The following is a 14874-nucleotide window of genomic DNA, read 5'->3' on the forward strand; positions in this document are numbered from 1 at the left end:
CAGATTGGTTCGCTTTAAAGCAATAAAAAATTTATGGACAAGTGCCGGTGAAGCTACATCTGGGGGCGCGTTGGTAAGGGGTTGGCAAGGGGTCATTAAGGGTAAACGATCAAATATCCTTACCAACCCCTTAGCAACCCGCCCCTAAATCCTTTCCACATGTTGCTTTCCCCTCATTTTAAACCGATTTTTCTATTATTTTGTGGCGAACGAAAGCACCACCGCTAGTGCTCCTGCAGTAGCTATATTCGTTATCTAAATAAGATAAAAGCTGTTTTTGACTAATGCTTGGTCCTTTTGACAAATGGGAATTTAACCAGATCGAAGAACTTTGTGGTAGAGTATCCCTGATAGATATCCAGGCCAAATTTAATCTCTGTAGTTTTCATCTCTTTGAAAGTTCCGAATAACCTGTCCCATACGCTAAATACATCGCCATAATTACAATCGGTATAAGGCAATTCCCAATGATGGTGTACGTGGTGAAGACTAGGGGTGATAAATAACATGCCGAAAAACTTATCTACTTTTCGCGGAAGTTTCAAATGGGTATGTGCAATCAGGTTGGCAAAAGTTTGAACGGTTTGTCTCAGTAAAAGCAAACCTATAGAAGCACCGGCAAGAAATACCCACACCATTTGGAAGCATACCCTCACAAAAGTTTCTCCCGGATGTTCCCTCACTGTAGTGGATACATCCATTTCCAGATCGGTATGGTGTACCAGGTGGAAATTCCATAATGGAGCTGCTTTGTGCATAATCACATGGTAAACATATTCGAAAAAATCCATCAGGAAAAATCCACAGATATATTTTACCCACAGGTTATTGTGATAGGGGATCAAATACAATATTCCCCAGTGATGAAGGGTTACCCATCCGGAAATAAAGATCACAAAAAAGGTAAGCATGAGCTGAACCGGAAGTGCTGTAATGATAAACATCAGGTTTACCCAGGTATGCTGCCATTTTTCTTTAAGGGACTTTAAAGTGACGGCAAATTCTGCTACCCAGATGCTCACGATAACTACAAGATATAAGATAATTTGTATCATCGTACCATGATCTTTTAACATGGAAGATATTGTATTCATGAAGGATATTTATTAGGGAATTGTAAAGTAATTCTAAGCAAGGATACCATTAAATTCTGTAGAAATACTATAGTTGAAGGCGCATTTGCAAAAATTAATGACATTTTAATACCGCCAGGGCCAGTCTTTTTAAGGAATAGATTTCTAATTGAAATAGTTTCTCTCTAGATTATTTTCTGCAGCCATTTTATTTGTAAAAGTCTTTTTAACTGCATCTTTACCCATGTGGCTAGGTTGTGTTGCCTTTATCATGTGCGGCTTTTCCCTTAGCGTTTTGGCAGGAGTAAATAACGGCGGCAAAACAGACCAGAATCAGGATGTAGGTGTATTTTATTTTGTAAGTTCGGAAGTGCCCTATCGACGTATTGCAGAATGAAAAAAAGGCATCGTAAATAATTGTTAGCTAAATGGCTTTAACCGATACAATGAAAAAAAACAGCTTGCTGGTACTTATGGGGCTTTGCCTGATTTCCTTTGAAACATTGTGCCAGGGTGTTCCTAAAGCTTATGATGCTGTTAACTACAAGGGCAAGGTTAAAGGCCGGCTCGTTAAGTTAATATTGGCCAACGGCTATATCGGGGCCAGTTCGCTGAATTTTTTTATGCTGGGGAAAACTAAGCCGCTTGTTTTTGTACCCGACGCTGGTGTGGCAAATGAACTGAACCGCCTAAAATTTGTGGCTGTCAACAAGAACGAACCGGCATATTTTATACTGGACAATATGCAGGATGCCTACGAAGAAACACCAGCATTTATTACCGGTGATTATTTTTTGAACAGCAAAAAAATCCCGTTTAAACTTGCAAAGGTTAAATACCCCAAACACTAGCCTAGCTTTCATTAATCAAAGTGAAATGATTTTAAAATTTCCTGATATAATTTATCATCCAGCGCATGGCCAAACTGAAATATATCCCGAACAGACCAATGAACAGAAAATGGAAGCTTACCTGCAAAATATAACCACCAATTGCAGGTGGATCATTAAATCTCTTTTCTATTTGCAATTCCCTATCGAGTTGTTGATGGAAACAATGGGCTGGAAAAATAAGCACGCGGCCCACAATCAAAAATACAAGTGTGTCCAGTTGATCCTTAGGGAAATGCTGAAGCAGGAAAACCGTGAGTGTTTAGCACCCACGGTTTAAGATCTCCTATACGGTAATTATATGCCAACGCGTTTGCCTGGCCGTTTCGAAATCGTACTTAACATTTTGTTCACTAATTTTTTCTTCAATGGGTGATTTTTTTATGATTTTGATATTTATGAATGAGTTTCTAAAATCCTTTCTGTCCATTTTTTCAAATTAAAATAAAAAAATCATGAACGAAGCATTAACCTTTTTTTTACGGGGTAGTTTTAACAGAGCAGGTGCCAGTTTTATTATCGACGAGCAGGGAAAGGTTTTGGTATCCTACTATGGCAAATACGTTGGTGATGAACTTCTATCGCCGTGTACCGCTTAAATATATCGCATCCTATCTCAACTTAACGGATAGTACGTTGAGCTGCATCAGGCGAAAAACAAAATTATAATCACCGTATTTCTTGCCTTTTGTCAAGTATATTTTTGCGCGAGGATCATAATTTTGTAATCATAAATCAATGAATTGCAAATATGAAAAAGCCGATAGAAATAGTTGAGGATGTGCGTAAAGCATTGGAAACAAGGAACTATGACGATTTTGTGAACTGTTTTGCGCAAGATGCAGTATTAGAAATGCCCTTCGCTTTAGAGAATACACCGTCCCGTTTTGAGGGAATTGAAAAAATAGCTGAGCGGTTTGGTGAAAAAAGCCAGCTGCACAACATCAATAAATTATATAAACTTCATCAGGTAAATGCGGTTATTTATCAAAGTACTGACCCGGATACCATCCTATTGGAACTAAGCCTGAAAGGCACGAATAATGCTACAAGCCATTCTTTTAATGTGGCTTCTTCTGTAGCGGTAATCCGGTTTAAAGACGGCAAAATCATCAACTACCGGGATTATCCCAATACCATGGGTTTAGCAGGCGCCATTGGATTGCTTCCGCAACTGGCGGCTTCTCTGATCAAATCATAAATGCTTTGTAATTTACATAGTTGATTATCAAGATATTCAATTTATGAATGTCTTGATATTTAAGATTAGAAAATGGATTAATTCGAAGATAGGGCTCATTTTTTAGGCTAAGACCAACGAGCAGGTTTACAAATGCGTTAGAGAAATAAATGGCACTTATCTCGGCCATGCTGATGTTTTAAAAAAAACAACGGCATTAGATAATCTCCTTGATTTAAAAGGGGAAGAAGAACGAAATGGTTACTTTAATTGGAAAGAAGCTTTCATCAAAGTTATTCCTATAGCCGATACCGCTAAGATCAACACATTCTTAGATGAATTTAATATTGATATTGACACAAAACATATCGCTAAGATTGCCGGCGTGCTTGCGGATACTATTCAAAGATAAATGCGGATGCTTTTGTCAAAAGCGAAAAAATTGAATCAGCAGAAAAATGAATTTTAAAGAGCTAATTTTTATTTTGCAGGATGCATGCCGAATGATATTTGTTTTATTTTAAATAAGTAAATCTTAAAATTCAATATTTTTAAATTTATAACAATAAATGATTGAAAAAAATCAATTTTACTATTAAATATATTGGTTCTTACGTTTTTATTTTTTAATTTGGGGTGTAATTAATGCCTCTTATGATTATGAAACTTAATTTCTTTCTAAAAATCGCCAATATTGGTTCGGTTTTATGGTCTCACCTAAAATCTTTGGATTTAAGTCCCAATTTTAATAGCTTGAATTTCCTATTTACCGAAGTATAGCTACTATTATTTTAGTCTCTTATTTTCTACCTTCTGTTTTATCAATATAAAACCTAGAGTGTTTTTTTTTAAGATTCTTATCTCCTTGTAAAACAGGGTTGTTGTCGTCATTGAATTTTCGTAATCTATAATTTAACTCCTTAAATACCTGCTGTATGACTACAAATAACCATCCAACGCGGCGAGCACCTTTATTAATGCTGTTAATGGCGCTATTTATAAATAGTATCGCTCTTGCGCAAAAATTACCCGCAGTGCAAACCGGAGGTTTGGTTCTGCCAAATGTAACTGTTGATGGTAAGTCATCAGACTGGCCTAAAGATTTTAAAGCTTACAATAAAAACGTAAATGTCTACTACAGCGTAGGAAATAACGATAAATATTTATACCTGCTGGTCAAAGCTACAGATCAATTGATGATGAGAAAAATTATCATGGGTGGGATTACCTTTTCAATTAATACTGCTAAAAAGGAGATCAATGCAACCAGCAAGACCGTTTCTTATCCTGTCTATCAGCCTGGTGCTGAATTGGCAGTTCATTTCGATGCGATAATAAACTTAATAACCAATTCTGATCATAAAGTGGTTTTAGAAGATTCATTAAATCAAGTGATCAATAAGCGACTTAAAGCAAAAGCTAAAGAAATTGAAGTTTATGGATTTAAAGAAATTAAAGACACTTTAATCTCTGTTTACAATGAATATGGTATCAAAGCTGCGGCAACCTTTGATAGTTATAGATCTTACACTTACGAGCTTGCAATACCTTTAAAATATTTTGGTGATGCTTTACATGCGGGCAAGGTATTTTATTATAACATTAAATTAAATGGCTACAAGCAGCCCGCAGCTCCTAAAGACGGACAGCGCCCGCCACCACCGCCACCTGTTGATCCTGGTGACGTTGTGTTGTATAGTCCCACTGATTTCTGGGCTCAGTATAAAGTTCTACTTTGATGTCTTATAAATAATGAAGGGGATTTTTATCCTTGTTCTTGCGCTAACAGGATCGTTAAAGGTCTGCGCGCAAGCTTCAACCTCTAATAAGACAGTCATTCCTGTTATCCATAAAGTGAGCGGTCTTCTAACAGATGCCGCCGGCTCGCCTGTGCCCGGCGCTTCGGTTATTTTACATTCTAGTCAGGATTCTATCTCAGGAATGACAAATGAAGACGGAATATTTGTTTTTAGCACAGTTAAATCCTCCGTTTTCTCGCTTTCTATACTGGCAATCGGCTATAAGGCAGCAGTAAGAAAATATCTGTTCAATGATAGTCAGGTAAAGCTAATTCTCGATCCTGTGATTTTAGGAGAAGATGTGGGCATGCTGAAGGAAGTTAAGATCAATGGTACGCCTACCATAAAGTATAAAACGGATACTGTGGAATACCGCGCTGCGGATTATAAAATCAGGGAAAATGCCAATATCAATGAGTTGCTGAAAAAAATGGAAGGATTTGAAGTTGGTTCAGATAATTCGGTGAGCTATCTTGGGAAAAAACTCGACAATGCGAAGCTGAATGGTAAAGAATATGCGGGCGGGGATGTTGCGCTGGCTATTAAAAATCTTCCGGCAGACATTGTAGAAAAGATCCAGGTGATTGATGATTATGGTTTTCAGGCGGCAAAAACAGGTGTTAAAACGGAAGACTCAAAAAAGGTGCTGAATATCACCACGAAACCAGATCGGTCGGTGGGGACTATTTTACGGCCGACCGCTGGTGCTGGTGGCGACAGCCGATATGATGAACAGTTGTTTGCACAGCATATTAATGGTAATGAACAATTGGGATTGATAGGAAGTTTTAATCAATCTATCAATGGAGTTTCTGACAATAACGCTTTAGTTTCTATTAGCTCCGCAGCTATTGACAATAGTTCTGCTAATTTCAGTGCACCAAACGGCGGTACTACTAAAACTGGTGTGGCCTCTTTAAATTACAGAGATGACTGGGGTGAACATGTGCAGGTTAATGCCAATTATAACCTGAATACAACCAATGTAAATCTAGTGAATAACAGTTCGGGTGCTTTATTTTTTAACACAGCTGATGCGGGCAATTATGCCTTGTCTACTCTTTTTACGCGTAATGCGGAAGGTTACAGTAAACAAACGCAGCACGTGCTGGATCTGGATCTGGAGTGGTCCCCGGACAAATCAAATCTACTGAAAATTTCTCCTTCCCTAAAATATGACAAAAGTTTAAATATGAATAACTTCACCTACGATCAGACGGGGTTAATCAATCAAAATTCGAAAGGAAGCCAGGCAGATAAAAGTACCATTCCTGCAACTCATACACTGGTATTTTATCAGCATGTATTTGACAAACCGGGAAGAAATATTTCGGTGCAAATGGAAGTATTGGGTAATAATAAGAATCAGCAAAGTAATTCTAATTCAACTTTTATCACCAAAGATTCGTTACAAAATTTAGTCTCAGATTCTACCATACGGAGAGTTATAGACAGGCGCACTACTACCCGTAATTATAAAACAAGCCTGACTTATACGGAGCCGATTTCACCTGTATCCCGTATTAACCTTACCGCCCAGGTAAATGCCAAGCAATTTAATGATATCATGACTACCAATAATGTCGCCGCCAATCAGACTTCAGGCAGGATTGATTCACTGAGCAACAATTACAGATATAGTTTTAATGATTACCGCTTTGGGCTGAATTATGACCTGGTAAAAAAGAAATTTGCGCTGAATGTTGGTATTCTGGTAAATCCTTCTACATTAAAGGAAAGCGGGGTAAACCAGGATGGACTACTTAAAAGAAACTTCATCTACCTGCTACCGGTGTTCAGGGTTCAATACAACTGGTCTTTAGAGCAAGGTATGCAACTTAATTATTCAGGGATGCAGAATGAACCTGCAGGTTACCAGATACAGCCTGTTCCTGATTATTCCTCCCCGCAGAACCCAATTATTGGTAATCCATTGTTAAAACCATTTGTGCGGCATACTGTTCAGCTAAGCTATCAAAATTATATCCCCAATGATAAAATTAATCTGGCAGGGGAGCTAAGCAGTGTTTTTTATCACAATCAGATTGTGCCTAATAGTGTGCTGGAATACTCACCGGATCTTAAAAGTTATATTACTGAAACGCGTTTTGTAAATACAGATGGAACCTATTCTTTTTTAGGTAATTATAGCGTAACTAAACAATTGGAAAATCGTAGTTATTCCCTGGCTTTAAATGGATGGGTTGCAAAAGACCATACCTTAACATTTAATAATAACGATCTCAACGTAGTCAGTAACTGGCGTTTTTATGAAAAATTGGGTCCCAGAATTTCGCCCAATGACATCATTGAAATAAACCCATTTGTGTCCTATGAACTGGATAAATCAAAAAATTCTCTTCCTGCAGCAATAGATACAAAATTCACCATATTAAAATTAGGTATCGAAGGCCAGGTGCACTTGCTGAGCGACAGGACTTTAACACTTGGTTATAATGCAAACAAAAATTACATCAATGGCATCACTTCGGCCCTTTCCAATAATCCATTGGTGATAAATGCATTTCTTGAACAGCAGTTATTCAAAAAGAGGAATGGTATTTTAAAGCTTGCGGTTTTTGACTTGTTTAATCAGAATAAATTCATATCCCGTGTGATTAGCGCTAACGGGTATACCGATACCAATAGTAATAGGCTAAGCAGATATTTAATGCTTAGTTTTAGCTTAAACCTGCAAAAATGGAACGGTACCGCTAAAAAGAGAGGAAAAGAGTTAAAACGACGTGGTGACGGTAGTTTTTATTAATATAGCTGTGGGATCAATGCCCTTTTATCAAAGTTGCAATATAAGTATGTATTTACTGTAATTTTTGATGTTATCAATAGTAAGTGAAGTTGTTTTTTGACTTTATTATAAATATTAAATGTTTTAATTATTATACTTGAAAATATGATCGGTTAATTGTAATTTAACACTGATTTTATATATTCTATCAATTTAATAGATTAAAAACCAAATTTTATACTGCAAAATTCATGAATAATGACTTCAATAGGCTTTTTGATAATTACAAGAACAGGATATATGCCTATGTTCTTGCTATTTCAAAGTCGGAGTATGTTGCGGAGGAGATTACACAGGAGATTTTTATTAAAATATGGGTTGCAAGGGACCATTTAGATGAAATTAAAAATTTAGATGGTTATATATTTAAAATTGCCAAACACCTTTCTTTAAATTATCTCCGGAAAATCGCCTATAATGAGAAGATGTCTACGGAGCTGATCAGGATTGCTGCAAAAGATGGTGACAATGCTGAAACTAAATTTAATCTGTTTGAGTATAATAAACTGATCAATGAAGCGGTAGCTAGTCTTTCCCCTCAGAGACGTTTGGTTTTTAAACTTAGCAAAGAGGATGAGTTAAGTTATGACGAGATAGCTGTTCAGCTCAATCTGTCTAAAAATACAGTTAAAAACCATTATTTGACAGCTGTAGGTGTAGTACGCTCTTTTTTAATAAAAAACGGGGTAAAATCTGCTATAATGTTTTTTATATTCATGAATTGGCTATAATTAATTTTCAAATTCTAATTTATTCTCTGGTAATCTATTTTTATACCTTATATATATAGGTATAAATCTGATTTATTTAAAAATGTGAGCATCTTCTGTTATGTAATTCATTTTTTTTAAGTTTTCATTAGTCTGTTTGGCTGAGTTGTGTGTCTTTACTACAAATCAGCCAGAAATATGGAAGAAAAAAACAGGATATCTACTCTTTTTAACAAGTACACGTCGGGTGATGCGAGTCAAAAGGAAATCAGGGAACTGCTGGAATTGCTTAAAAGCGAAAATTCTGAAGCAGATCTTGATATGGAGATGGAAAATTTCTGGAATCAGGTGCAGGCAATGCCAGATCAGGAGAATGTAGACTGGGATAAAATATATAAAAAGTCTACCTCTCCAAATAGCATCATTAAATCACTATCTGCCAAACGCATTTGGTTAGGTGCTGTTGCAGCGGTACTCATTGGAATGTGTTCAATGATGATCTGGCTAACAGCAGGTAAAAATACAAGTCCGCTTACCAGCAGCTATAGCTTAAGGAAAGCTGGATTGGGCAAAACACTGGTAGTCTATTTAAGTGATGGAAGTAAGGTTACGCTTAACTCTGGCAGTGAATTACGTTTTCCAAAAACTTTTGGTGGCAAACGGGAAGTTTATCTGGATGGGGAAGCTTTCTTTGAAATACACCATAATCCGAAAAAATCATTTCTTGTTCATTCAGGGAAGATGGTCACCAGTGTATTGGGAACATCTTTTAATGTAATGGCCTATCCACGGATGTCAAGCATGTCGGTTACTGTAATCACAGGAAAAGTAGCGGTTAAAGATTCATCCAGTGATCAGGTGGTAACGCTGTTGCCAAAGCAACGTGCCGTACTGAACAGCAAAAAGGTTGATTTTACTATAGATTCAGTAAAAGATGTAACGGAGTCTATTGCATGGCAAAAAGGAGAATTAATTTTTAACAATGCTACCCTCGAAGAGATCGCTTATAAAGTAGGTTATAAATATGGAATTAAAATCGAGGTAGCCGATAGCGACCAAAATCAGAAAAGAATTACCGGGGTATTCAATAAACAATCATTTACCACGATCATGGATGCGGTAACCCGCCTTTCAGACACACATTATAAAAAATCTGCGGATGATTATATCATTTATTAAACGATAACCTTTTTCAACTTAACCTAAACCTAACCTAAACAAAATTGCCTATGCGGTAAGACCGACTCAAAAAAAAAGTTGAATGTGATTTCAGCACACTCAACTAAATTCAGAGCTATCGCTCTACTAAATCGTTTTGACCTCCCTGGAAGGAGGCTATTTTTCACAATTATTTCCCAAATATATGACAAAAAAGACATTGTCTTACCGGTTTTCGCGTAAAAATCTGGTTAGCCTTATATTGACCATCATCTTACTTCAATTTACTTACCAAGCGCAAGCCGCAAAGCTAACACTTCAGGACCTGAACACAAAAATCAGCCTGAATGTAAATCAAATGCCTGTAAAGGATGTATTAAAAAAAATCAACCGCGAAGTTAAAATCGATTTCGCCTACGGATCAGGGGTTTTAACAGATGATAAAAAAGTAAGTTTAAATGTTAAAGATCAAAAGCTTTCTGTTGTATTAACAATGATGCTGGAGCCTTTGAATATGGGTTACTCATTTGCAGACGACCTGATCTTGATTGAACCTATTAAACCGGCTGCTAAACATGAACCTGTACCTGTTAATGAATCTTCAAAAAAACAGTTGCAGATTAAAGGACGCGTTACCGATATTAAAGGTGACGGACTGCCAGGTGTAAGTGTAAAAGTTAAAGGAGGAAGCACAGGCGCAAGTACTAACGCGGAAGGACGTTTTTCAATGACTATTCCTGATGGAGATGCGACACTATTATTTAGCTTTATAGGTTATGTTTCACAGGAAGTACCTGTTGGCGGCAGAAATTTAATCGACGTGGTATTAAAGGAACAATCTAATGATCTTGGTGAAGTGGTGGTTACTGCCCTGGGTATCAAAAGAGAGAAAAAATCACTGGCCTATTCTGTTACAGAGGTAAATGGAAGCGACCTTACCCAGGCACGTGAAAATAACGTAGCAAATGCTTTAACGGGTAAAGTTGCGGGTGTAAATGCAACAGGTTTATCCACTGGCCCGGGTGGTTCAAGTCGTATCGTGATCAGGGGTAACGGATCTCTTTCCGGCTCAGGGGGTAATCAGCCGTTATATGTAATTAACGGTATGCCTTTAGATAACAGTACTCCTGGTGGAAGTGCAACGACTAACGGTAGTGCCGGAAACGTAGACAGGGGAGACGGAATTTCTGCCATCAATCCTGATGATATCGAATCTATTAGCGTATTAAAAGGTGGAACAGCAGCCGCATTATATGGTGCAAGGGCAGCAAACGGGGTGATCCTGATCACCACTAAAAAAGGTAAAGCACAACAGGGCGTAGGTATTGAGTATAATACGGCTTTAACTTTTGATAATGCCGTAGTATCGCCAGACTGGCAATATGAATATGGTCAGGGTACTGATGGTACAAAACCAATGACACAGGCTGCAGCTATTGCCAGCGGACGCCGTTCTTTTGGTGCTAAAATAGATGGTTCTGATTATGTTGCTGCTGATGGATTAACACATCCTTATTCTGCGGAGAAAGATAACGTAAAGAATTTTTATCAAACCGGACGTACTTATACCAACACACTGGCTTTTACAGGTGGTTCTGAAACTTTTCAATACCGCTTTTCTGGTAGCGACCTGGATAGCAAAAGTATTTTGCCCAATAGTGATTACAATAGAAAAACAGGAAACCTGAGTATCAATGGTAAACTGGGATCTAAAATTAAGATTGAAGCCCTGGCGCAGTATAATGTAGAGCAGGCACACAACAGGCCTACTGCCGGTGATGCTTTGGGTAACCCAAACTGGACCCCGCTTTTACTTGCCAATACCACAGACATCCGCTGGTTGGAGCCTGGATACGACAGTAAAGGGAATGAAATTGCATGGAACGATGCTGGCATCGCCACCAATAGTTATTTTGTAGTCAACAAATTTAAAGAACAGGATACCAAAAACCGTTTCATTGGCCAGGCTGGTTTGACTTACGATATTGTTAAAAATTTGTCTATAAAAGGTACGGTGAGCAGGGATTTTTATAACTATAACTATTCTTATATCCTGCCTACAGGAACGCTATATGTACCTAATGGACAATATACCGCTCTAAAAGCAGATAATTCGGAAACAAATGGAATGGTAACCATAAATTACAATGGTAAACTTTCAAATGATTTTACGCTGACAGGATTGGCCGGAGGTAACAAACAAAGAACGGTTTACGACCTTGAAACTACCAATGGTGCCAATTATACCATTCCTTACTTCTACAGTTCTACCAATTTATCCACTATTTCTACACTGCCTACTTATAATGCCACGGCCATAAATTCATTATTTGCCTCTGCCGATCTGGGTTTCAGGAGTTATGCTTATTTAACCTTTACCGGAAGAAAGGACTGGTTCTCTACGTTAAGTCCTCAGCACAACAGCCTGTTTTATCCTTCTGTGGGTGGTAGTTTTGTACTTTCTGATGCCACTAAGCTGCCAGACTTTATCAGCTTTTTCAAATTCAGAGGTTCATGGGCACAGGTAGGTGGTGGTGCTCCCGATCCTTATGCGATCAACCTGGCTTACAGCATGATCACTAGTTCTGGTCAGCCGTTGCAAAATGTTTCCAGCACCAGTATTTCTAACGCAAATTTGCGTCCTTATACCTCAACTACTTCTGAAGCTGGTTTTGAAGCTAAATTCCTGAAGAACCGTTTAGGTATTGATTTCACATTGTACGACCGTAAAACAACCAATGATATTGTAAATACAGCGATCAGCGGAACTTCAGGGTACAACAATGTAATTCTTAACGTTGGTGAGTTGAGCAACAAAGGGGTTGAGATCCTGTTAACCGGTACGCCGGTTAAAACAAGGAACTTTGGATGGGACATCAGCTATAACTTTGCCTATAATGATAACAAAGTTTTACAACTGAGCTCTGGCTTAAACCAGATCCAGATGGCCTCTTCTGTAAACGGATATGCTTATATTGATAACATCGTTGGTCAGTCGTATGGTTCCATTGTAGGAACAAGCATGGCGAAAGATGCTAATGGAGATGTGATTTTTAATAAAACCACCGGATTACCAGTACAAACAGCCTTACATACGCTTGGAAAAGGTGTAGCGCCATATACCATGGGTATCACACAGGATTTCCATTATAAAGCTTTCAGTTTAAGCATCCTGGTTGATGGTAAATTTGGTAACAAGATCTTCTCACTGCAGGATGTATATGCAACTAGACTTGGATTGGATAAAATCACCCTTCCTGGAAGGGGCACAGGTTTAACGGTTAATGGTGTAGACCAAAGTGGTGCTGCCTACAGCCGATTTATCCCGGTTAGCGGTTTACAGTCTTACTATGACAATTACAAAAGTTATACAGACCTGTTTGTGTTTAACGACGGATTTATCAAATTACGCCAGGTGATTGCCTCTTATAACATCCCTGTAAAACAAATGAAGATCAAAGGTGTGCAGTCGGCTTCCGTATCCTTTGTTGCACGTAACCTGCTCACCCTTTACAGTCAAACTAAAAACTTCGATCCTGAGCAAAGTTATTCCAATGGAACAGGTCAGGGTTTTGAATCTATCGGCTTACCGAGAACAAGATCTTTGGGTGTGAATCTTATGGTTAAATTCTAATAATATTATAGATATGAAAAGATATTTTTCTAAAATTACTTTTGCCGTTCTCGCCTGCCTTGTTTTCCAGGCATGTGATAAAGGGTTTGTACAAATGAATACCAACCCGAATGCTTCCACTACACCTAATCCTTCTTATATCTTTACTAAAGCGGAACTTGATGGTGCTGGCAATCATCTGATACTGCTGCAGGGAACGATGCAGTATACCACTAGTTTTAACGATGTGGCGGGTTTTGGGGCTAAGTATATCTTAAGTCAGAATAGCCAGTCGTGGGGTGCTTTCACTAATGGCTACCCGGATGAAATTAATGAGATCAGTACCGTTGTGCGTGCCGTAACAGGTGACGCTACCAATATCAATTTATTGGCCGAAGCCAGGATCTGGAGAGCATACTGTTTTAGCCGCCTGACCGACCTGTATGGAGATATTCCTTATTCTGAAGCCGGTAAAGGTTATACAGAAGCAGTTTATAAACCGGTATACGATACACAGCAGAGCATCTATTTAGATATTCTGAAAGAACTGACAGAATCTGCCGCTAGTCTGGACCCCGCTAAACCAACTTTTGCTGCTGCCGACCTGATCTATAGCGGTAATACCACACAGTGGAAGAAATTTGCTTATTCCCTGATGCTGCGCATGGCGATGAGAATGACCAAAGTAGATCCTACGCTGGCACAAACCTGGGCACAAAAAGCTATTGCAGGTGGTGTAATCACTGCCGATGCAGACATTGTGAGAGTTGGCGGATATGTTCCTGCCGGACAGGATATCAATAAAAATCCGCTGGCACTGAATATGATCAATTCAGATTATGCGGTGCTGGATGGGGTAACCAATCCCGAAGGTGGAAAGTTTCAGGATGTGTTTATCAATTATTTAAAAGCAAATACAGATCCCCGTTTAGGTGTGTTATCTGTAGTATATGTTAATGGAACTGCAGATACTACAGCAGCTGTACAGAAGGGAATGTCTGCAACATTAGGTGCAAAACCGGCAGATTTTGTTACCTATTCACAGCCTAATCCTTTAACATTGCTACAGCTGAATAGTCCGTTGTTACTTTTAACCAATGCCGAAACCAATTTCTTACTGGCGGAAGCTGTTTTGCGTGGCTGGTATTCAGGAGGTTCTGCAAGCAGCTTTTATGAAAGCGGTATCAGGGCTTCGATGAACCAATGGGCATTGTTTGGTGCTGCAGGTACGATTACTGCAAATCAAACGGATAGTTATATCCGAAACCATCCGCTAAATACCGGCGGATCGCTGGATGCGCAGATGGCGCAGATTTATACCCAGTTCTGGGTGGGCGTATATCCTGATTTTCAGGAAGTTTTTGCTTCCTATCGCAGAACGGGATATCCTGCGCTCGTTCCAAACAATTATGTGGGTAATGCTACAGGCGGACAAATATTCAGACGAATGGAATATCCGGTGAGTGAACAGAATTTAAACGGTACCAATTATGCGGCCGCAGTGGCGCGTCAGGGAGCAGATGATTTCATGACACGCATGTGGTGGGATAAACAATAAGAATTTTCACAAGATTAAACTCTCATTTATTATCTTGCAGCAGGGTTTTAGCAATAAAACCCTGCTTTTTTAAACCACCAGATTTTA

12 protein-coding genes are annotated in these 14874 nt (G+C 38.5%); 11 read left to right on the top strand and 1 reads right to left on the bottom strand.

Features of this window, described 5'->3' with window-relative positions; genetic code table 11:
- Positions 1-281 precede the first annotated feature (281 nt).
- A complete protein-coding gene (locus GSQ84_RS04565) occupies positions 282-1094 on the bottom strand; it encodes a sterol desaturase family protein (RefSeq protein ID WP_158796088.1) in 813 nt (270 codons plus the stop codon).
- 223 nt (positions 1095-1317) lie between these two features.
- Between GSQ84_RS04565 and GSQ84_RS04570 the strand changes: the two genes are divergently transcribed.
- The 11 genes from GSQ84_RS04570 to GSQ84_RS04620 all read left to right on the top strand — a co-directional run bounded on the left by GSQ84_RS04570 (position 1318) and on the right by GSQ84_RS04620 (position 14787).
- Positions 1318-1470 carry a hypothetical protein gene (locus tag GSQ84_RS04570; RefSeq protein ID WP_158796089.1) on the top strand — a complete coding sequence of 51 codons (153 nt, stop codon included), beginning with the start codon at positions 1318-1320 and terminating at the stop codon, positions 1468-1470.
- Between the two features lie 49 nt (positions 1471-1519).
- Positions 1520-1924, top strand: a complete 405-nt coding sequence (locus GSQ84_RS04575; protein WP_158796090.1) for a hypothetical protein — start codon at positions 1520-1522, stop codon at positions 1922-1924.
- A gap of 25 nt (positions 1925-1949) precedes the next feature.
- Positions 1950-2243, top strand: coding sequence for a hypothetical protein (locus tag GSQ84_RS04580; protein WP_158796091.1), 294 nt, complete (start codon positions 1950-1952; stop codon positions 2241-2243).
- A 175-nt stretch (positions 2244-2418) separates the two neighbouring features.
- A complete protein-coding gene (locus tag GSQ84_RS04585) occupies positions 2419-2562 on the top strand; it encodes a hypothetical protein (RefSeq protein ID WP_158796092.1) in 144 nt (47 codons plus the stop codon).
- 152 nt (positions 2563-2714) lie between these two features.
- Positions 2715-3164 (top strand): nuclear transport factor 2 family protein, encoded by a 450-nt coding sequence (locus GSQ84_RS04590; RefSeq protein ID WP_158796093.1) that lies wholly within the window; start codon positions 2715-2717, stop codon positions 3162-3164.
- A 914-nt stretch (positions 3165-4078) separates the two neighbouring features.
- Positions 4079-4882 carry a hypothetical protein gene (locus tag GSQ84_RS04595; RefSeq protein WP_158796094.1) on the top strand — a complete coding sequence of 268 codons (804 nt, stop codon included), beginning with the start codon at positions 4079-4081 and terminating at the stop codon, positions 4880-4882.
- Between the two features lie 13 nt (positions 4883-4895).
- A complete protein-coding gene (locus tag GSQ84_RS04600) occupies positions 4896-7709 on the top strand; it encodes a TonB-dependent receptor (protein WP_158796095.1) in 2814 nt (937 codons plus the stop codon).
- A gap of 230 nt (positions 7710-7939) precedes the next feature.
- The gene (locus tag GSQ84_RS04605; protein WP_158796096.1) at positions 7940-8479 is read left to right on the top strand and encodes an RNA polymerase sigma-70 factor; all 540 of its coding nucleotides are present in this window, start codon (positions 7940-7942) and stop codon (positions 8477-8479) included.
- A gap of 177 nt (positions 8480-8656) precedes the next feature.
- Positions 8657-9637: a FecR family protein gene (locus tag GSQ84_RS04610; protein WP_158796097.1), complete on the top strand. Its 981-nt coding sequence runs from the start codon at positions 8657-8659 to the stop codon at positions 9635-9637.
- Between the two features lie 184 nt (positions 9638-9821).
- A complete protein-coding gene (locus GSQ84_RS04615) occupies positions 9822-13250 on the top strand; it encodes a SusC/RagA family TonB-linked outer membrane protein (RefSeq protein WP_254070782.1) in 3429 nt (1142 codons plus the stop codon).
- 13 nt (positions 13251-13263) lie between these two features.
- Complete coding sequence (locus tag GSQ84_RS04620; protein ID WP_158796098.1) at positions 13264-14787, top strand: SusD/RagB family nutrient-binding outer membrane lipoprotein; 1524 nt, start codon at positions 13264-13266, stop codon at positions 14785-14787.
- Positions 14788-14874 lie beyond the last annotated feature (87 nt).

Source organism: Pedobacter sp. L105, from assembly GCF_009765875.1.
Lineage (GTDB): Bacteria > Bacteroidota > Bacteroidia > Sphingobacteriales > Sphingobacteriaceae > Pedobacter.